We start from the raw sequence: 20,276 nt of genomic DNA on the forward strand, positions 1-20,276 counted from the left end.
GTCTAGCCTCATTATGATTTGGGTTTAATATGAAGAAACTGACAGTTACCGGAAAGTTCGGCCTCGGAAAAGGGCTTATTGCAGCATTAGCTGGATTTGTCGTCGTAGGCGGAGCTGTATGGGCGCTTAATCAGCAAAAAAGTGAGGATCCACAAGCCCTCGCCTGCTCTTCTTCAATGAATACCGCAAAAAATCTCAAGGGTTTGACCACAGGCGAAGTGGCCGCTTTCCTGCCTGCGGAGAAGCCTTTGAATCTCTCACAGCTGAAATTCAACGATGCAGACGGCAACTTCATCACCATGGCAGACCTGAAAGGCACCAAACTGCTCAACCTTTGGGCCACATGGTGCGCCCCATGCCGCAAAGAGATGCCGCATCTGGACAAACTGCAGCGTGAAGCAGGCAGCGAAGAGTTCAACGTCATCGCCGTTAACATGGACCGTGGTGAAAACAATCCAAAGCCGCTGAAGTTCCTGAGCGATATCGGCGTGAAGGATCTGGCGTACTTCTCAGACCACACCATGGACACCTTCAACAACCTGCGCACCAAAGGCAAAGCCCCTGGCCTGCCAAGCACAATCATGATCGGTGAAGACGGCTGCGAAATCGGCACCATGTTCGGCCCCGCCGACTGGGCAGCCCCAGAAGCCTTCGCACTGGTCAACGCCGCGCTGGCTGGACAGAAAAAGGTTCAGTGAATTGAAATTCACGTAGCGGCTACTTAGATACATCTCAAAATCCATTTATCAATTTGAGATATTTATTATGCGCTACGCTGGAAATGTAATCTGGTTTGTCCTTGGAGGCTGGTACCTGGCCCTGATGTGGCTTGTGTACGGCCTCCTGTTCGCACTCACAATCATTGGCCTCCCTTACACACGAGCAGCCTGGGAAATGGCCAATTTATCGGCATGGCCCTTTGGCAAGGATATTGTGCACATAAGAGATCTGGATAACAAAGGCGCAACGCCAACCACTGTCTTAACAGGAATCCTGGGTTTCATCTTCAACATCCTATGGCTGCCGTTCGGCCTCTCGCTGTTCCTCGGCTATGTGATATCCGGCATTCTCACCTGCCTGACAATCATAGGCATTCCCTTTGGCCTTCAGTCCTTCAAACTCGCAGCAATTTCCTTCTGGCCCGTCGGACGCCGTGTTGTAACGACTCAAACAGCAGACTTGGCACGTCAATACAAAGCCAGAGAAACCCTAAACAGCTACAGATATTAGAAAACCCGAAACAACAAGCTCTAGTTCACATTTGTTGTATCTGTCGCGCACACTCTCAATCGATGCCCGTCAGGATCAGTGGCAACAAACGTGTAGCCAAAATCCAGATCAGTGGGCTCCAGAACGATCGGAATGCCCTTCTCTTGCCAGAGACTATAAACCTGATCCACCTCTTCGCGGCTAACATCACTCAGCGACAGCTCAAACCCGCCAAAGGACGGTTGAGGTTTCGGGTCGATCCCCTGCGCAGACTGCAAGCCCAGTGTGACGTCGTCTCCCAGAGAAAACAGCGAGAATTCCTGAAAACGCTCAACCGGACTGCTTTGCAGAACATCCGCATAAAACTTGGTGCTTTTCTCCACGTCTTCGACATAGAGAATAACGCTATTCGGTTTAAACATGCTCACACCCCGTTATCTTGCAAGTCAAAGAAACAAACAGATTGCTGCAATCTCAGAATAGCCCTCGCACCAAGCAATATCTTTGATCTTACCCCTTACCCGGCACAGGACGCTCTCGCATCCGCATGAGGCCTTCCTGGGCTGCAGAGGCGACCAGAACACCATCACGCGTATAAAGACTGCCACGGCTGAAGCCACGGCCACCAGCTGTGCGCGGACTATCCTGCGTGTAAAGCAACCACTCATCAAAGCGGAAGTCACTGTGGAACCACATCGCGTGGTCCAGGCTCGCCACCTGAAGGTTTGGCACAAACACATTGATGCCATGCGGGAACAGTGCTGTATCCAGAAGCGTCATGTCAGAGGCATAGGCCAGCACACACTGGTGAATACGTGGATCATCCGGCAACTTAGATGCCGCCCGTACCCACACATGCTGAACCGGCTCTTGCTTCTTCCGAGAAAAATATTGCCCTAAATCCAATGGACGCAACTCAATCGGGCGCTCCCGCTTCCAGTATTTCTGCACGGGCTCCGGAGCCTTTGAGATCAGCTCATCCGAAATTTCGGAGATCGGCATCAGATCTTCCGGCATCGGCACATCCGGCATATCAATCTGATGTTCCATCCCGCTTTCAACGCGTTGGAAAGAGGCAGACATAGCGAAGATTGCATGACCATGCTGAATCGCCACTACACGCCGTGTTGTAAAGCTACCACCATCACGAATACGATCCACCTCATAGATGATTGGCACCTTCGGATCGCCCGGACGCAGAAAATACCCATGCAGCGAATTGACCTGACGTTCTGCGCCAACCGTTCGGGAGGCAGCAACAAGAGCCTGACCAATCACCTGTCCACCAAAAACACGCTGCCACCCGCTTTGTGGGCTTGTGCCACGAAACAGATTTTCCTCTAATTTCTCCAGATCCAAAAGGTCCAGCAGATTTTCAACAGCCTTCGTCATTACAGACAAACCTATTTTTGTAGTGATTTCGATTGCATGTGAGTAGTGTGGCGCTATATCGATAGTGTCAACGATCAATTGGGCTAACCTAATGGTTATAGGGCAAACGATTACAGGAAAGAGTTCTATGAGCAAGAAACAGACCGCCACCGAAGACCTTTATGACGTCACCATTGGCGGCGGCGGGTATGTTGGCCTATCGCTCGCGCTTGCTTTGAAGCAGTCAGAACCTTCCATGAAAATCGCGCTTGTAGACCTGCGCCCACGCTCAGCCATCGAGAACGATCCGCGTTCCTCGGCCATCGCGGCAGGCGCCGTGCGCATGCTCGATCAACTCGGCATCTGGTACAAGCTTGAAGATGAATCCCAGCCTATCACTGAAATGATCGTCACAGACAGCAAGCTGCACGACAGCGTGCGCCCAATCTTCCTGACATTTGCAGGCAATGTTGATGACGGTGAACCATTTGCCCACATGGTTCAGAACAATCATATGGTCGGCGCATTGCATGATGCAGCCACAGATGCCGGCGTTCACATCTTCGCGCCCGACAGTGTCAAAGACTTTGCAGTAGAGCCAGCCCACGTCAACATCACACTCGGCAGCGGCAAAACCATCCAGTCACGCTTGATCGTGGCAGCTGATGGCGTGCGCTCCAAACTCCGCGATCTCGCAGGCATCCAATGCAATCGCTGGAGCTACAATCAAAGCGGCATCGTCACCACAATAGCACATGAACGCCCACACAATGGCCGCGCAGAAGAGCACTTCCTGCCCTCCGGTCCGTTCGCGATCCTGCCACTGAAAGGCAACCGCTCCTCCATCGTCTGGACTGAAAAGACGGCAGAAGCCAACCGCTTGGTCAATGGCGATGAGTTCACCTTTGAAATCGAACTGGAACGTCGCTTCGGTCATCATCTGGGCGAGCTCAAACTGGACGGACCCCGCGCTGCGTTTCCTCTGAACCTCGTGCTGGCGCGCTCTTTCGTCTCCAACCGTTTCGCACTGGCAGGCGATGCTGCACACGGCATCCACCCAATTGCTGGCCAGGGTCTCAACTTCGGCTTCAAGGATGTTGCAGCCCTCTCAGAGGTGCTTGTAGACGCCCACCGTCTCGGCCTCGATATCGGTGCAGCACACATTTTGGAGCGCTACCAGAGCTGGCGCCGTTTCGATACTTGGCAGATGGGCATGACCACCGATGTGCTGAACCGCCTGTTCTCCAACAACATCGATCCAGTCCGCGCCGTGCGCGACCTCGGCCTCGGTCTTGTTGAGCGCATGCCGTTCCTCAAAAAGCACTTCATAGGCGAAGCAGCAGGCATGGCCGGTCCTTCCCCCAAACTGCTTCTCGGCAATCCGCTTTAATCCCGTTCTAGGTCACACACGTGAAAGACAAACGCTCCATCCTCATCACCGGATGTTCCACCGGCATTGGTTACTCTGCTGCACACATTTTGAGAGAGAGAGGATGGCAGGTCTTTCCCACCTGTCGCAAGCCACAGGATACAGAACGCCTGTGCTCAGAAGGCTTTGACGCCTTCCATCTGGATTATTGCGAAACCGAATCTATTCAGGCCGCCGTTGAGTCAGTTCTGGCAATCACAGGTGGACGTCTCGATGCGCTCTTCAACAACGGCGCCTATGGCCTTCCTGGCGCCATAGAAGATCTACCCACTGGTGCCTTGCGCCGTCAGTTCGAAACCAACTTCTTCGGCTGGCACGAACTCACCCGCCTTGTCATTCCGACCATGCGTAAACAAGGCCATGGCCGCATCGTGCAATGCTCTTCCATTCTCGGCCTCGTCGCCATGGACTACCGCGGCGCCTACAACGCCACCAAGTTCGCACTGGAAGGCTACACCGACACCCTGCGGCTGGAATTGCATGGCTCAGGCATACAGGTGAGCTTAATCGAACCGGGTCCGATTCAATCTGAGTTCTCCAAAACTGCCGTCAAAATGTTCTATGAGGAAATCGGCGAGGAGACCAAGAACGCCTCCCACTTCCGCGAAAGCTACAACCGCCGCCTCTCCATGCTCGCCAAAGGCGGCACCACAAAATTCAAACTCCCACCTGACGCAGTCGTCAAAAAACTCACCCACGCCATTGAAGCCCCCAAGGCCAAGGCACGTTATTACGTAACCGTTCCAACCCACATCATGGGCACTCTACGGCGCATCCTGCCAACCTCAATGATCGATATGATCCTGAGAAGGTCTGCAAAGTCGGAAGAGTAAGAGAACGAGACCCTTCGGTTTTCTTCAAAGCAAACTCCCAGTGCCCCGTATTGCGCGCACTCTGGATTTATGCCCCCAGCAAAAGAGATTCCCCATGGCACTATTTCATCCTGACAATTGCACAATGAGTGAGCGACATAAGCAAATTTATGCGTATTGTGAACTCGCTTATACTGCTGTTGATTTCTCTGCAGCAGCCTTGTTCGTCGTTGGCAGCATTCTCTTTTTTAAAGAGGCAACCACTTATGTGGGAACTTGGCTGTTTCTGATCGGATCAATTTTATTCGGGTTCCGCCCAACAATTAAGCTCTTTCGGGAAATTGCATATATCCGCCTTGGAAAATATGAGGGCCTACCTGAAGGCACTGAGAATAATACGGGTTGGCTAAACCCCGATATGAAGTGAACCTAACCAACACGTTCGCCAACGATCAATCACAGGGCGAAATTTTAACGCAGCCGAGTTCAAATGACCTTCTTACTAGTTTTCCATGTTCTATTAGTTTTGACGTTTACAATCCGAATTCTGCTGCGAGATGATTTGTCACCACCGGTTCGCCTCGCCTGGTTCATTGTTCTGAACGTGCTGCCCTATGTCGGCATCGCCATTTACTTCCTCTTCGGAGAAACTGATCTTGGCCATCGCGCAGACAAACGTCACAAAGAGATTTTTGATGAGATCCATGAAAACGCTAAGCAATTCATGGGCACGCCAGCTGATGTCGATCAGCTAATTAACCCGGAATACCGCAACAGCTTCCATTATGCTGGTTCAATAAACGGCTTTTATCCAGTTGCTGGAAACAACGCCACACTCATGGAAGATGCCACGGCTACCCGCGACAGCTTGATAGCAGATATCGATGCCGCGCAGGATTATGTGCATGTTCTCTATTACATCTGGCTAAATGACCACACTGGCACAGCACTCGCCGACGCTTTGATCAGAGCAACCCAGCGAGGGGTCGTATGCCGCGCGATGGCAGATGGTCTCGGCTCACACCAGCTCATAAAATCACAGCTATGGGAAAAGATGAAAGAGGCAGGCGTTCAACTAGCTGTCGCCCTGCCGCTGGATAAACCAGTGCGAACGCTCCTGACCAGCAGATTGGACCTGCGCAACCACCGTAAAATCACGATTATCGACGGGAAAGTCACTTACTGCGGCAGTAGAAACTCAGCTGATCCGGAATTTCTGGTCAAAGCAAAATACGCTCCCTGGGTCGACATTATGCTTCGTCTGACAGGGCCCATTGTGACGCAAAATCAGCTTCTGTTCATAAGCGATTGGATGCAGGCAACAGGCGAAAAGCTAAATGACTTTGAGTTGAAGTCAGAACCGGCACAAGAAGGGTTCCCGGCACAGGTGATGGGCGATGGCCCAACGGAACGCAAAGGAGCAACGCCTCAGCTCTTTGCCTGCCTTATTGCAACCGCCCGCTTCGAACTCACACTATCGACGCCCTACTTTGTCCCCGATGAAACTGTTCTGGAAGCCCTGCGCGCTGCGGCTTATCGAGGCGTAAAAGTCACCTTAATTTTCCCGAAGGTCAACGACAGCTGGATCGTGGCAGCTGCAAGTCGCAGTCACTATTTCAAACTTCTGGAGGCCGGTTGTGATCTCTTTGAGTTCAAAGGCGGTCTGTTGCACGCCAAGACACTCACAATGGATAACAAGATCACTTTGATCGGCTCTTCCAATCTGGATCTGCGAAGCTTTGACCTAAACTACGAAAACAACATTCTGTTGCAGGACAAGGCAATAACGAACGCTGTTCTGGGCCGACAACAGCAATACCTCGACAGTTCAGATCAGGTCTTTTTTGAAACTGTTTCCAGTTGGTCATACCTCAAGCGAATAAAAAACAACATCATCGCAACAGTCAGCCCTATCTTGTAGTCCTGCAGCTAACCTCTACAAAGCTAAATGCAATCGCGATTTGGACTCACACCTTTTCAATAAGGTTGTTTGAGACGGAACTACGACTGTCCAATCCTAAAATTGTAATCTCTGCTATTGTTTGAAGCGTTGCAGATATCGGGGGAAAATATGCAAAGTCGAAGAAATGACTAAGTCATTCCCACACACTCAGACGATCAGTCTTTTTCTGAAAGACTGAAGCAAAGGACTGCGTTCGTGCTTGCAAAAGTGATAGTCGCCCCTCAGGGCTACGTGTGTAGATAAGTTGTGAAGGCCCGATATATCGCTCCCAGCGTTTAGCAAAGAACTCGGCATTCTTCTTTTTTTGACCAATAGAGTTTGGAACTGGGTGATAATCCACGCGAGATATACCGCCGAGCCTGGAAGAACGCACAAGCAAATATCGCGGATTTTCAGATGGGCCTAAAACTTCTCCCATTGCCTCCAAAAAGAGACGTCTCTCCGCAGGCGTAGCCCCATCCAACCGACAATAAACGACACCCATTTTGTTTTGCGTGGACTGAATACGAAGGTTTTGAGTGCTTGTTTTTATATGCTCCATGAACTGAAGAGTTTCTAAGACGCTCCATCCAACTTGCGTTATAGATTTCTCTAAAGAACTGTTTCGCAGATATAATCGAAAAATCTTGAAAGCTTTTGGTGCGATCATAACCGCAGCTACACCAGCACCGACCAGAATCCAAATTGCCAATGTCTCAACACCACGAACACCAGACAATATCTGCGCAATGGCAAGAGCGGCGGTTATAAGACCTGTCATAATTAAGTATTGGATGGTTTCAAAAAACACGAAACCTTGGGGCGCGTAGTTTGAACCAACGTTTTCACGCATTTCCGGTTTCGGGCTGGAACCATGCAATCCGTTGCTCCATGTGTGGCTCAGAGCGTTCCTCACTTTAGCCCGCGCTAACATGCTTTGATTAAGGCTCTCTACACCAGCACCCGTCCATTTCGTGCCAGCAAGAGCAAGCCGCTTGGAACCGTTTTCTATTGTGAAGGGCGCTTCATAAGAAACGCCTTCAAAAGCAAGAAACCGCCTTTGCAGCATCCTCACATCATCTCCAACATTCTGTTGAATGTCATCAAACGGGTCAAAGACTTCTGGCCTTAATATCTCTTTTGTAAAAACTGATTTCAGCTTTTCATCGAACCGCTCAATATCAACTGATGCGAGATGCCAGATATTGGCTGTTTTATTAGGTTTACTCGGATCAATACGAATAGCCCTGCCACGCATTTGATTGGAAAGCATGTAAGAACCAACATAACTGGCTAGAATGAGGGTATTGACGGAGGGCGCATCCCAACCTTCTCCAAGCAATGCCTGCGTTCCAACCAAGGCGGTAATTCCGCCAGCATTGAACACCTCAGTTATCAAGTGAACGATGCTTTGCTTTTGCTCTCCCTTGATATGAACACGGACGAAATTCTTGTCATGAGCCAGGTCTGAAAACCGAATATGGCTATTATCGATGTGATTATCTCTAACCACTTGATCAAAGATGCCAAGAGCATCTTTGGGAAGAATAATCAGAGATCCGGTCAGCACACCAAGTTTGACGCCGGCGATACTTTCGCGGCGGAGATGCTCAAAAATTGGGGCCACACCAATTTTATTAAGCGGGCCTATTTCATCCGTACCAGAAGGCAATTCGGCCTCTCGAATATAGTCCGCAAGAACCACCATGCGTAGATCATCACCAAGTTGCCTAGCTTCCATTCGAGTGATCGTAGCTATGCTCTTCAGCTTGCCAGTGCTGCTGGCTAGTATTTTTTTGATTTCCTTGGTGTCTTCAAGGTTTATTCTGCGCCGCTCAATAGCTCCTATTCGCTTAAGTTCGCGGCGAACAGCAACCAGAGTGTCATCAAATTCGGAGAAGTCATCAATATAGGAGTAAAGAACCCCACTCAGCAATACTTCAAGCCACTTGGGATCAACACCCGGAACCTCAGCCGCCCTGACACCTAAAATGTTTAGAGCGTAATCAGGCGGAGCAAAGCCAAGCGAGTTGAGAAATATAATTATCGAGGAGAAGAACTGCGGATCATCAAGAATGTCTTTAACGTGGCTCTGCGTATCACGAACCCAAGGATGCGCAGAAAGGGCATCTAGAAAGCGCTTATTCTCCGAAAGCTCCTTAAGAAATTCTGCAGTGTTTTTTTTGAATTCCCATAGTTTCTGGTGCTCATCCTTTGTCGGAAGAGAAAAATGAACATAATCTTGATGCGGACATAAATCACCGCGTTGCACCAACTCAGGCACCGAAATTTCAGCATCTATTGGGCCGCACAGCTCTTCGTACTTCTGCCACTCTTTAAAGTCGACATCATATGGAGGAGAAGCTGTCAATGCGACGGTTTTGGGCTTCACTAAGCCAGCTTTCAGCTTGATAAGCGCCTTCCACCATTCATTCCGTAAATGATGCGCTTCGTCCAGCACGAGCACATTCACATTTTGCTCAGCAAGCAGTGCAATTACATCAACCGATTTAGACCGGATTACCTTTGGCTGATCTTCTGCTTCATCTTCTGCGTCTTGAAGCTCCTCATCGATGTCCTCATTCGAGAATGCGGCATGAAGAGCTTGATAGGTGATCACAGTGAGAAACCTTGGGTTTCTGATATCCTTTGATATCCAATCAGGTCGCTCTTCACCCTCTGGTAAAAACAAGGACGTGAGGCGTTCGATCCATTGATTGCGGATCGTAATCGTAGGAGCAAGAATTACTGCGGGTTGACCTACCCGCCTTATGACCTCCAATCCAAGGATAGTCTTTCCTGATCCTGGAGCTGCAACAATATGCAAGTGGTCATCATCCAGATGGGTATCTAACTCAGCGAGAACGCGCTCTTGATACTCTCTCCAGGACGCTTGGAAACTTAATTTATCAAATGTCATTTAACTGGTTGATTTCTCGTCTGAAAATCGTCGATTGATGCTCTCTTCACCACAAAACTGCATATAAGAACTAAATAGTCTTCAGAGACAGTGGCACAATTTCAACACGTGCACGCACATAAGAAATCCCTGATTTTTCAAAAACTTCTCCTTCTGTGCTGAAACCGAGGCGCTGGTAGAAAGCAACAGCATCTTCTCTTGCGTCGCACCAGATGTAATCCGCTTTTTGCAAGTCAGGCTGGTTTGCTGCAAACCGTATGAGGTTGCTTCCGATGCCGCGCCCTTGCTTATCCGGCAACACCGCCAGTTTTCGCAGTCTCACAGAGGGCAGATCGAAGAAGAAAGACCCAACACCAATCAGGTTTTCTTCTTCAAATGCTCCAATATGAAGGGCCTGGTGATCTTCTGGAACCATGACCCGCTCTATCGGCGAGTCTGGCCAGAGCACTTGCTGACGTAGTTTGTATGTCAACGTTGCAGGAATGCTCCGAAAACTAATCTCTAGTTCTCTCATACTTCCCCTCACCGCTTAATCAAGGACCGGCTCATCAGCAAGCTCAGCACAAGTGCCGGTAACATCAGCATAAAGCCGCCCTGGATACCGAGGTGATCAGCGGCATAGCCGATGACGAGTGGACCGACAAGGAAACCGCCGAGAGCAATCTGCGTCATCAAGCCCACATTGACAGCAGCAGAGCGGCCCGGTTTTTCAGCAGCAGCCGTAACAGCCAGCGGAAAGCCACCAGAAACGCCCAGCCCGACCAGACCGAAACCAAGCAATGACACCGCATAGTTTGGCGAAATCACCAGAATTCCGACGCCAATGAGAGCAAGGATAACAATCCCAGCAGCTGCGATCTGAACGTCAACACGAGATCGCAACCAGTCTCCGGTTAAGCGCCCGAATGTCACCATCAGAGCAAAAGCGCTATAGGCAATACCTGCGTAACCAGCAGATAGATCAAACAGATCAGTCACATAAATCGCAGACCAATCAGCAATCGCACCCTCTGTCATTGTGATGCCAAACGCAAAGAAGCACACCGCAATCAGCGCCCCACTCGGCATCTGGAAACCACTCTCGGACTTCTCTGCAATATCTGGCTCTCGGCCTTCTGTCAGGCTGTAGGAGGTAAACAGCGCTGGTAATAGCGCCATACCACTTGCCATGAGAATGCTTTCAGATGGCCCGTAACCAACCCAGGAAAAGCCGGAGCTGATCAAACTTCCCACCAGCACACCAAGACTCCACAAGCCATGACAGCCCGACATAATGAGCTGCCCGCTCTTCCGCTCGGTCTTATCGGCAATCACGTTCATGCACAGTTCCACAAACGCCAGCGAACTGCCAACAACTGCCAAATAAACAAACAGCTGCAGAATGGATTCGGCATACGTCGGCAATGGCATCAGACAGATGAACGCAAACAAGCCCGCAATCAAAAGTTGGCGCGCACCAAACTTCTCCGTCAGCCGCCCGGCAAACATCAGCATGAACAGCAGCCCAACCGGCATGCCAACCAGCGCAAGGGCAAACTCCCCTTCACTCACCTGAAGTCTTTGCTGAATTTCTGCGATGCGTGGAAACCAGGCGCCAAGCGCGATGGGTTGAAGAAAGAAGACGCCGCGAATAAGATTCACATCGCGCGCACCAAGGACTGCTTGTTGTGTCATGGAAAAAGCTTTGAAGAGAGAAAAACGACCTATTAAATATCTAGCGTGATATTTTAGAAAAATGCAAGCTGTGTAGAGCACCTAATACAACACAACCTCGTTTGCTGACGTAACAACGCAAATCAACGCGGAACATGCGCAAAAAACGCATTTCTGCACAAAACCTTTCAAAAGGAATTTCCGTGCCCCTTAGCGACACCACCAAAGCCAAGTTAAAGAACAGAGTTGTCTGGAGTCGTCTCGTTGGATGGGGACTTTTGTGTTATGCAACAGCAGCTTACGGCGGCATCGTTACTGCACCGGCCATCCCCGAATGGTACGCCTCTCTCAACAAACCATCCTTCAATCCACCTGATTGGATTTTCGCGCCGGTTTGGTCTGTTCTCTACACACTTCTCGGCATCAGCATCTGGCTGGCCACCGAATTTCAACAAACTGGCACCAACGAGGCAACCAAACCACCTTCAAAAACCAGCATTCAGCTAACTTTTGTTATAGTATTGTTTTTAAACGGAATTTGGTCCTGGGCATTCTTCGGACAGCAAAACCCGACACTTGGCCTTGTTGTCCTTATCATCTTGCTCGCGCTAAGTTTTTTCACTTTCCGACTATTTTATAGAGCGCAAATCTTTGCAGCTTGGCTCTATCTGCCCTATCTCCTTTGGGTTAGCTTTGCAGCCGTCCTGAATGCCTCTATTGTGGTTCTGAATTAATCCAACACCTCAATCGAGACTTTTATTATTGGAGATTTTGATGAGCGGTATTGTTGCCACTCTAGTTCCTATTGCTCTTTTCGCCGTCGCTCTGGTCCTCGCCCTCGGCCTTTGGAACATGATGCGCGGAGGAGATCCAAACCGTTCGCAAAAGCTTATGAGATATCGCGTTCTGTTGCAGTTCGCAGCTATCATATTGATTATGCTTTCCGTTTACTTCGCAAGCACATCCTGATTTTGGTTTGAAATTGGTACACAATGGTCACCCTCAATAAGATCTATACAAAAACTGGCGACGACGGCACCACTGCTCTTGGCAGCGGAGAGCGCAGACAAAAGCATGATCTGCGCATCGAGGCCTACGGAACCGTTGATGAAACCAACTCAGTCGTTGGCATAGTCCGATTGCACGCATCCAAAGAAATGCCAGTGCTGGACGAACTGCTTGGCCGCATTCAGAACGATCTGTTCGATCTCGGCGCCGATCTGGCAACACCAGACACAGGCGAAGACCTCGGATACGAACCACTACGCATCACAGATAATCAGGTCAGCGCTCTGGAAGACGCAATCGACCAGATGAACGTTGAGCTTACCCCGCTGAAATCATTTGTATTACCGGGCGGCACACCACTAGCAACGCACTTGCATCAAGCCAGAACCGTCTCACGCCGCGCCGAGCGTCTCGTTGCAGCTCTCTCCCAAAAAGAGAAGGTCAACAAGCAAGCTCTGCAGTATCTCAACCGCCTCTCCGACCTCTTCTTTGTTGCATCACGCTATGCAAATCTGAAAGGCGAAGGCGACGTTTTGTGGGTAGCGGGCAAAAACAGATAGCAATTTTTTGATGAAGAAATTGGCCAAAGGCGCTTGACGAATAGGTAAACTATCAACACTTATGGATAACTATCTTCACCTTAAGGCCACTTGACCTTATACATTGGTTGAAACCCAATACCTATTTACCCTAGGCGATCGTTGACAGCCCCAAAATTGCTCAGTACGGTCGCCGCAAATGTAATGCAATTTGCATTCCCTTTTGGCTCTGGTAGCCCGGCGGAAGCTGTGTCTTATCAACTTGGTGGCGACGCATACTCCCCTGCATTTCTAGTGGAGGTTCTAGGAACATGAAAATTCTCGTGCCCGTAAAACGGGTCGTTGACTATAACGTAAAAGTTCGCGTGAAAGCGGATGGCTCCGGCGTTGAACTCGCAAACGTCAAAATGTCCATGAACCCTTTCGACGAAATCGCCGTTGAAGAGGCTCTTCGCCTGAAAGAAGCTGGTAAAGCAACTGAGATCATTGTTGTTTCCATCGGCCCTAAGCAGGCAACTGAAACGATCCGCACCGGCCTCGCAATGGGCGCTGACCGCGGTATCCTCGTTCAGACCGACGACGTTGCGGAGCCTCTCGCAGTAGCAAAGGTTCTCAAAGGCATCGTTGACGAAGAAGAACCAGGCCTCGTTATCCTCGGCAAACAGGCGATCGATGACGACTGCAACCAGACAGGTCAGATGCTTGCTGCACTTCTGGGTTGGGCACAGGGCACATTCGCTTCCAAGGTTGACCTTGGCGATAACACAGTAGACGTCACCCGCGAAATCGATGGTGGTCTGCAGACTGTTAAGCTGAACATGCCAGCGATTGTCACCACTGACCTGCGTTTGAACGAGCCTCGCTACGCTTCTCTGCCAAACATCATGAAGGCAAAGAAAAAGCCGATTGCTGAGAAAACACTGGCGGACTATGGCGTAGACGCTACACCTCGCCTCAAGGTTCTCAACACTGCTGAGCCTGATACACGCAAGGCAGGCGTTAAGGTCGCTTCCGTTTTTGAGCTGGTAGACAAGCTCAAAAACGAAGCTGGCGTTCTTTAAGATAGGTCAAGAGGAGTTAGCATTATGACCACGCTTCTTGTGGCTGAACATTCCAATTCTGCTTTGAACGAAGCAACGGCTAAGGCACTGACAGCAGCTATAGAAATGGGCGGCGACGTTCATATTCTCGTTGCTGGTAAAGACTGTAGCGCAGCAGCTGAAGCTGCTTCCAAACTGTCAGGCGTTGCTAAGGTTCTTGTTGCTGATGACGCAGCATATGAGCACCAGCTTGCTGAACCAGTTGGCGATCTGATCGTTGCACTTGCTGCTGATTACGACGCTGTTGTTGCTGCTGCGACAACCAATGGCAAAAACACTCTGCCACGCGTTGCTGCTAAGCTCGACGTAATGCAGATCTCTGAAATCATTGCCGTTGAATCTGCAGACACGTTCAAGCGTCCAATCTATGCAGGTAACGCAATCCAGACTGTACAGTCTGCTGATGCAAAGAAGGTTCTGACTGTTCGTACAGCATCCTTCGCTGCAACTGCCGAAGGCGGTTCTGCTCCAGTTGAAGCTGCTGCAGCTTCTGCTGATCCGGTAATTTCCTCCTTCGTGGGTGAAGAAATCGCAGCTTCTGATCGTCCGGAACTCGCAGGCGCTAAGATCATCATCTCCGGTGGTCGTGCTCTCGGTTCCGAAGAGAAGTTCAACGAAGTTATCATCCCTGTTGCTGACAAGCTGGGTGCAGCAATCGGTGCATCCCGTGCAGCTGTTGATGCTGGTTACGCACCAAACGATTGGCAGGTTGGTCAGACCGGTAAGGTTGTTGCACCTGATCTTTACATTGCTTGCGGCATTTCCGGTGCAATTCAGCACCTTGCAGGCATGAAAGATTCCAAGATCATCGTCGCGATTAACAAGGACGAAGAAGCACCAATCTTCCAGGTTGCTGATTACGGACTTGTCGCAGACCTGTTCGTAGCTCTTCCTGAACTGGAAAAAGCCCTCTAATCATATTTGATTAGCTTTTCAGGAACCCCGGGATGTTAATATTTCATTCTGGGGTTCTTGCTGTTTGAGGCAAGACTTGCGATGTATGTTGTTACGAGAACGTCAAAGCACGTTTAATCGATGCTTGTAAGAATTTGGATCTGACAATGGTGGTCGAAGTAAAGAAAGTCGGTGTTATTGGCGCCGGTCAAATGGGCAATGGCATCGCACACGTAAGTGCTTTGGCAGGATACGATGTCGTGCTTCACGATATCGATCAGGATCGTATCGACAGAGGCCTGGCCAGCATCAATGGCAATATGGCACGTCAGATCTCAAAAGGCACGATCACTGAAGAAGATCGCGACCTCGCTCTTACCCGTATCAAGACATCTGACGATGTTAAATCCCTAAGCGATGCAGACCTCGTTGTTGAAGCTGTGAGTGAAAACGAGCAGGTCAAACGCAAAGTTTATCAAAGTGTTTGCCCAATTCTGAAGCCTGATGCCATCCTTGGCACAAACACTTCGTCTATTTCCATCACGCGTCTGGCATCTGCTACAGACCGTCCGGAAAAATTCATCGGTATCCACTTCATGAATCCGGTTCCGCTTATGGAACTCGTTGAGCTTGTTCGTGGCATTGCAACCAGCGATGAAACCTTTGAACTTTCCAAGGGCTACACCCTTGGCTTGCATAAGACGATTGCAGTTTCAGAAGACTTCCCAGCCTTTATGGTGAACCGTATTCTGCTACCGATGATCAACGAAGCGATCTACACTCTTTATGAAGGTGTTGGCTCCGTTGAAGCAATCGACACAGCAATGCGCCTGGGTGCAAATCACCCGATGGGCCCGCTGCAACTGGCTGATTTCATTGGTCTGGATATCTGTCTGTCCATCATGCAAGTGCTGTACGAAGGCCTCGCAGACAGCAAATACCGCCCATGCCCACTACTCGTAAAGTACGTTGAGGCAGGCTGGCTTGGACGCAAAACCCAGCGCGGTTTCTATGACTACCGCGGTGAGGTTCCAGTCCCTACGCGCTAAAGTGTTTATAAGACACACAAAAGCCCGCCACTTGAGCGGGCTTTTTTATTGCTGCTGTTCAGCTGATTACTTAAACGTACCGCTGAATCCACCAATGGAAAGCGGATTATCCATCATCGCAGTGCGGTCAGGCGTGTCAGCAGCAACACCACCGGTGAATGCATCAAACATTTTCTTCACAAAGCCCTCAGACAGACCTTTGGTAATGAAGACCAGCCGCGTTCTATGATCCGCATCAGGCCACTCTGCAAGCCGTACAGGTGGGTGGAAGACATGCTGCACCCCATGGATCACCAAAGGCTGATCCGGGTGCTCTATGGTCTTTATAATCCCTTTAACGCGCAAAAGCTTAGGGCCATGTGCAGAGCGCAGCAGGTCCAGGAGCATCTCCAATGCAGCATTTGGGATTGCCCTGTCGGTCTCAAGCGTAAAGGCGCGAACATCTTTACCATGGCGGTTCGGGTCGTGATGGTGATCATGCCCGCCACCATGATGATGGTGCCCGTGATGATCATGTGAGGCGTGCTCATCCTTGTACGCCTCTTCCCTCAACCACTTTTGAACATCTGGGATTTTGCTCTCAGGGTTGTACAGTCCGCAGTTGATGAGTGCGGCAGCTGTTGCAGAACCATCTTGAGCGTTGAGCACAATTGCACCAGGGTTCAGATGCTTCAGCTCAGCCAGCAGATCATCAGAAGGCTCCTGCAAATCCGTCTTCGTCATCACGATCCGGTCGGCAACAGCGACTTGCTTGACCGCTTCCTCATGAGAATGGATCGTATCCAGACCATTGACGGAATCAACCAATGTCACCACACCATCAAGTCGATATCGCATGACCAAGTACGGATGCAGCATCACAGTATGCAACACCGGAGCTGGATCAGCCAAACCTGTTGTCTCAATTATCACGCGGTCGATCTTCTTCATGCGGCCATTGTCGATACGGCGCAGAATATCTTCCAGCGTATTAATGAGATCACCACGGATAGTGCAGCACAAACAACCAGATGAGAGCTCAATGATCCCATCATCAATGGTATCTACGAGCAAATGGTCCAAACCGATCTCACCAAATTCATTGATAATGACCGCTGTATTTTCCAACACTGGCTCTTTGAGAATTCGATTAAGAAGCGTTGTTTTACCAGCTCCCAGAAAGCCAGTAATGACGCTCATTGGGATCGGGGTTGGCGGACTCCGCCTCTCTTGGGTACTAGCCATAATTCTGCACTGCCTGTAGCTACGGTTACTGCGTTTTACCGAAGGCAGACGTATTAGCATAGAGCCCACCCGGGCTGCCAAACAAATCTCGTTTAGAAGTCGATTTCAAAGGCCGCAAAGAAGCCCCCTTGCCCACAGGCACATTAAGTTGCTGAATGCCTCCAATCGGTGCAGGCTCCAAACCCTTTCGCGAACCTGGTTTCGGCATTGGCAAAGGCACTGCATTTCCAAGCTTTTTAAGCGCGACAACAGGGTGCTCATTGCCAATACGCACAGTCACGGGTGCATATGACTTCAACTGTGGGCCCAGAATTTCTTCATAGACCAAACCCCAGTTCACTTTCTTCTTGGAAAGACGAATAGATTTGCCGCGTGGGCTCGGACTGGCCGCATCAGCATAAGCCATCATGCTGGCAGAGCCACGTTTTGTCCCAAAGCGATCAACGAGCTGTTGAGCCGTTGGCTTAGCATTGCGCTTACAGTAGTGGTCTTTTGGTGGGTTGATATTCCCACTCCCACGGAACGCCGTAATCTTGGTTCCTGCTGTCTTTTTGAAACCGCTATCAATGAGCTTCTTAGCAAAGGCTGAGCGTTCTAAACTGGAAGCTGCCCCCAAAACAACAGCAATAACTGTTCTTCCATTCCGCGTTGCAGAAGTCGCAACATTGAAACCAGAATTACAAATATATCCAGTTTTCAAGCCATTTGCGCCATCAGTACGCAGAAGGAAGTCTCGGTTTCCGGACCGAAATGTTCTTCGGCCAAATCTAATTCCCGGGTGACTCATGTAAGAGCGATACTGCGGAAATTGGTTCCACAGTGCACTCGCAAGCAGCGCCATATCCCGCGCAGATGAAACCTGACGGTTGTCTGGTAGCCCGTGAGGATTGACGAAACTGGTATGCGACATTCCTAGCCGACGCGCAGTAGCATTCATCTCGTTGATAAAGTCTTCTTCAGTGCCGCCTACCCGCTCAGCAACGGCCACTGCAATATCATTGGCCGATTTCACAAGGATCATCTTCAAGGCATTATCGAGCGTAATTGTCGTGCCGACCTTGAACCCCATCTTGCTTGGAGGCTGGTTGAGTGCGTTTTGAGAAACCATCACCATATCGCTCATGGCCATCTGACCCTGAGAGATACTCTTAAAGGCAATATAGGCGGTCATCATCTTCGTAAGCGAAGCAGGGTACCAGCGGTCGAAAGCACCGTTCTGCTCCAAAACACGACCATTATCAGCGTCTATCAACAACCATGCAGCGACATCTGCACGAGCATTTGTCAGCACAGAGGCCAAAGCTATTGCGAAAACCGCAAAAAATCGAAGTTTCTGAGCAATCCAATAAACCGAAAAATTCACGATCTTACCGCTCCACGCCTACCAGTTTTTGCAGCAAACAACCTTTGCATAGCTGTCTTCGATAGCTCAGTTGCTAGTTTAGTTTCATGAACAGCCCAAGCTACCGTTAGGTAATACAGTAGGGGTAAACAATAAAAACTATGTCACCAGACACCGGCAATAAAGATTGGTGTCTCTCCCGAAATATTGGGGTCACAATATCAGTAAAAGCGCGCCATTTCCAAACATTTCAGGACATTCTCTTCCAATTGTTATTTTGTGAAATCAAACTAACAAAGAGACACTGTCGCAATCACCCCTTCAGTTGTAAGGGGCTTTTCTTTTTACTCACCTCAGCGTCGATCAACTTTGCCTATTTAAAGCTGCGCACCTTGTAATCTGAAAGCTTATCCTCAAGTCGCAGTCATTCTTGCTTTTCTTTTTCACCTTCAACACAGATGATCGGATCTCAGAGGAGGATCTTATGTACAAAGTTATTGGCCACCCACAATCAAGAACCATGCGGGTACTCTGGTTATTGGAAGAACTGAATTTGCCTTATGAGGTCGTGCCCAGCAAACCTCATCAGGAAGATGTTTATGCCGTAAATCCATCAGGCAAGATTCCTGCCCTGATCGTTGACGGAGAAACCATTTACGATTCAACGGCAATCTGTACTTATTTAGCAGACAAACATTCCAGCCTGTCATTCCCATCAGGAACTTTAGATCGCGCCCGGCAGGATAGTTTTACAAACTTCGCCCTTGATGAAATGGACTCCATTCTCTGGATGGCTGCAAAACACTCATTTATTCACCCTGAAGACCAACGCGTACCAGACATTAAACCTGCTTGCCGATTTGAATGGAACAAATCGATGAAGCTGCTTGAGAAACGCCTTGGCGAAAACACTTGGGTGACGGGCGAAACTTTCACAATTGCTGATATCATCATCGGCCATTGTGCAGTCTGGGCTAAAATCTCCAAGTTTGAATGGCCAGAAGGACCTGTCAGCGAATATTTTTCAAGGGCTTTAAGTCGACCAGCTCTTGCAAAGGCTAATGAAAAAGCTACGGCAATGCAATAACCTGCTGAAGTAGGAGGGTGGCCCAGCCCACCCTCTCCCACCATTTCAGCGCGATTAGAAATTGAGTAGCACTTGAAGCTACCAAATAATTTCAATACATTTTTTGAATAATAAATACTCAAGTCATGTGCACACCATATCTTTTACAGGGTGTATTGATATGATTGAAGGAATTTACTTACCAGGTGTGCTTGCTGCGGGAATCGCTTCATATATTTTTGGTTCTATTTGGTACTATGTGCTTTCATATTCCTGGATGAATGCTATTGGCATATCAGAAGAAGACGTTCAAATGTCTCCTTTCACTTACGTCATTACTTTTCTCTGCGAAATGATCATGGCTTTCGTCCTTGCCGGAATTCTCGTCTACTCAGGCTCAGTCACCATTGCCAGTGGCGTGACTGCAGCAATCGTAATCTGGGGCGGCTTTGTACTCACAGGCCTGATCGTCAATCACAAATTCCAACGAGCCTCATGGATGCTTACGCTCATCGATGCAGGCCATTGGCTCGGTGTTTTGATGGTTCAAGGCATGGTTTATGCGCTGATATCTGGTTAATTCCGGATACCTAGACATCTCGTATCGCTGAATTTTCGTAGGCCAAACGAACCTAGAGACAAAGGGACCTACGAAAGTTCGAAGCATATTCGCTAGACGCCCCAACGGCAGCTGCCCATAATACGCCACAGGAGTTGG

General features: G+C 49.5%; 21 protein-coding genes. 14 read left to right on the forward strand and 7 right to left on the reverse strand.

Features of this window, described 5'->3' with window-relative positions; genetic code table 11:
• Nucleotides 1-29: 29 nt before the first annotated feature.
• Together PsAD37_RS01215 and PsAD37_RS01220 are read left to right on the forward strand one after the other, a co-directional pair.
• Nucleotides 30-698 (forward strand): TlpA disulfide reductase family protein, encoded by a 669-nt coding sequence (locus tag PsAD37_RS01215; RefSeq protein WP_063294592.1) that lies wholly within the window; start codon nt 30-32, stop codon nt 696-698.
• A 67-nt stretch (nt 699-765) separates the two neighbouring features.
• Nucleotides 766-1,230 carry a YccF family protein gene (locus tag PsAD37_RS01220; RefSeq protein ID WP_063294593.1) on the forward strand — a complete coding sequence of 155 codons (465 nt, stop codon included), beginning with the start codon at nt 766-768 and terminating at the stop codon, nt 1,228-1,230.
• 20 nt (nt 1,231-1,250) lie between these two features.
• Here PsAD37_RS01220 and PsAD37_RS01225 read toward each other — a convergent pair whose 3' ends face one another.
• A complete protein-coding gene (locus PsAD37_RS01225; RefSeq protein WP_063294594.1) occupies nt 1,251-1,631 on the reverse strand; it encodes a VOC family protein in 381 nt (126 codons plus the stop codon).
• An 88-nt stretch (nt 1,632-1,719) separates the two neighbouring features.
• Nucleotides 1,720-2,601 (reverse strand): acyl-CoA thioesterase II, encoded by an 882-nt coding sequence (gene tesB, locus PsAD37_RS01230; protein ID WP_063294595.1) that lies wholly within the window; start codon nt 2,599-2,601, stop codon nt 1,720-1,722.
• Between the two features lie 127 nt (nt 2,602-2,728).
• Between tesB and PsAD37_RS01235 the strand changes: the two genes are divergently transcribed.
• The 4 genes from PsAD37_RS01235 to cls all read left to right on the forward strand — a co-directional run bounded on the left by PsAD37_RS01235 (nt 2,729) and on the right by cls (nt 6,742).
• Entirely contained in the window at nt 2,729-3,970 is a 1,242-nt protein-coding gene (locus tag PsAD37_RS01235; protein ID WP_063294596.1) for a ubiquinone biosynthesis hydroxylase, read from the forward strand.
• 20 nt (nt 3,971-3,990) lie between these two features.
• Nucleotides 3,991-4,842: an SDR family oxidoreductase gene (locus tag PsAD37_RS01240; protein WP_084407621.1), complete on the forward strand. Its 852-nt coding sequence runs from the start codon at nt 3,991-3,993 to the stop codon at nt 4,840-4,842.
• A gap of 94 nt (nt 4,843-4,936) precedes the next feature.
• Nucleotides 4,937-5,248 carry a YrhK family protein gene (locus PsAD37_RS01245; protein ID WP_063294597.1) on the forward strand — a complete coding sequence of 104 codons (312 nt, stop codon included), beginning with the start codon at nt 4,937-4,939 and terminating at the stop codon, nt 5,246-5,248.
• Nucleotides 5,249-5,311: 63 nt separating this feature from the next.
• Entirely contained in the window at nt 5,312-6,742 is a 1,431-nt protein-coding gene (gene cls / locus PsAD37_RS01250) for a cardiolipin synthase (protein WP_063294598.1), read from the forward strand.
• Between the two features lie 175 nt (nt 6,743-6,917).
• Here cls and PsAD37_RS01255 read toward each other — a convergent pair whose 3' ends face one another.
• The 3 genes from PsAD37_RS01255 to PsAD37_RS01265 all read right to left on the reverse strand — a co-directional run bounded on the left by PsAD37_RS01255 (nt 6,918) and on the right by PsAD37_RS01265 (nt 11,357).
• Entirely contained in the window at nt 6,918-9,683 is a 2,766-nt protein-coding gene (locus PsAD37_RS01255) for a DEAD/DEAH box helicase (RefSeq protein WP_063294599.1), read from the reverse strand.
• A 70-nt stretch (nt 9,684-9,753) separates the two neighbouring features.
• Nucleotides 9,754-10,155, reverse strand: coding sequence for a GNAT family N-acetyltransferase (locus tag PsAD37_RS01260; RefSeq protein ID WP_208991620.1), 402 nt, complete (start codon nt 10,153-10,155; stop codon nt 9,754-9,756).
• A 50-nt stretch (nt 10,156-10,205) separates the two neighbouring features.
• Nucleotides 10,206-11,357, reverse strand: a complete 1,152-nt coding sequence (locus PsAD37_RS01265) for an MFS transporter (RefSeq protein ID WP_063294601.1) — start codon at nt 11,355-11,357, stop codon at nt 10,206-10,208.
• A gap of 182 nt (nt 11,358-11,539) precedes the next feature.
• Between PsAD37_RS01265 and PsAD37_RS01270 the strand changes: the two genes are divergently transcribed.
• The 6 genes from PsAD37_RS01270 to PsAD37_RS01295 all read left to right on the forward strand — a co-directional run bounded on the left by PsAD37_RS01270 (nt 11,540) and on the right by PsAD37_RS01295 (nt 15,926).
• Entirely contained in the window at nt 11,540-12,070 is a 531-nt protein-coding gene (locus tag PsAD37_RS01270) for a TspO/MBR family protein (RefSeq protein ID WP_208991621.1), read from the forward strand.
• Between the two features lie 40 nt (nt 12,071-12,110).
• The gene (locus PsAD37_RS01275) at nt 12,111-12,305 is read left to right on the forward strand and encodes a twin transmembrane helix small protein (RefSeq protein ID WP_063286199.1); all 195 of its coding nucleotides are present in this window, start codon (nt 12,111-12,113) and stop codon (nt 12,303-12,305) included.
• A 23-nt stretch (nt 12,306-12,328) separates the two neighbouring features.
• On the forward strand, nt 12,329-12,904 hold the full coding sequence (locus PsAD37_RS01280; protein ID WP_057464634.1) for a cob(I)yrinic acid a,c-diamide adenosyltransferase: 576 nt from the start codon (nt 12,329-12,331) through the stop codon (nt 12,902-12,904).
• A 290-nt stretch (nt 12,905-13,194) separates the two neighbouring features.
• Complete coding sequence (locus tag PsAD37_RS01285; protein ID WP_063294602.1) at nt 13,195-13,944, forward strand: electron transfer flavoprotein subunit beta/FixA family protein; 750 nt, start codon at nt 13,195-13,197, stop codon at nt 13,942-13,944.
• A 24-nt stretch (nt 13,945-13,968) separates the two neighbouring features.
• Complete coding sequence (locus PsAD37_RS01290) at nt 13,969-14,898, forward strand: electron transfer flavoprotein subunit alpha/FixB family protein (RefSeq protein ID WP_063294603.1); 930 nt, start codon at nt 13,969-13,971, stop codon at nt 14,896-14,898.
• Between the two features lie 146 nt (nt 14,899-15,044).
• The gene (locus tag PsAD37_RS01295) at nt 15,045-15,926 is read left to right on the forward strand and encodes a 3-hydroxybutyryl-CoA dehydrogenase (protein ID WP_057464631.1); all 882 of its coding nucleotides are present in this window, start codon (nt 15,045-15,047) and stop codon (nt 15,924-15,926) included.
• A gap of 66 nt (nt 15,927-15,992) precedes the next feature.
• On the opposite strand, the gene PsAD37_RS01300 is transcribed toward PsAD37_RS01295, so the two are convergent.
• Both PsAD37_RS01300 and PsAD37_RS01305 read right to left on the reverse strand, forming a co-directional pair.
• Nucleotides 15,993-17,105, reverse strand: coding sequence for a GTP-binding protein (locus PsAD37_RS01300; RefSeq protein WP_084407622.1), 1,113 nt, complete (start codon nt 17,103-17,105; stop codon nt 15,993-15,995).
• Nucleotides 17,106-17,175: 70 nt separating this feature from the next.
• On the reverse strand, nt 17,176-18,513 hold the full coding sequence (locus PsAD37_RS01305) for a D-alanyl-D-alanine carboxypeptidase family protein (protein WP_063294605.1): 1,338 nt from the start codon (nt 18,511-18,513) through the stop codon (nt 17,176-17,178).
• A gap of 463 nt (nt 18,514-18,976) precedes the next feature.
• Between PsAD37_RS01305 and PsAD37_RS01310 the strand changes: the two genes are divergently transcribed.
• Nucleotides 18,977-19,579, forward strand: coding sequence for a glutathione S-transferase family protein (locus PsAD37_RS01310; RefSeq protein ID WP_063294615.1), 603 nt, complete (start codon nt 18,977-18,979; stop codon nt 19,577-19,579).
• 160 nt (nt 19,580-19,739) lie between these two features.
• The gene (locus tag PsAD37_RS01315; protein WP_084407623.1) at nt 19,740-20,138 is read left to right on the forward strand and encodes a DUF1761 domain-containing protein; all 399 of its coding nucleotides are present in this window, start codon (nt 19,740-19,742) and stop codon (nt 20,136-20,138) included.
• Nucleotides 20,139-20,276 lie beyond the last annotated feature (138 nt).

The sequence above is a fragment of the Pseudovibrio sp. Ad37 genome (assembly GCF_001623075.1).
GTDB lineage: Bacteria > Pseudomonadota > Alphaproteobacteria > Rhizobiales > Stappiaceae > Pseudovibrio.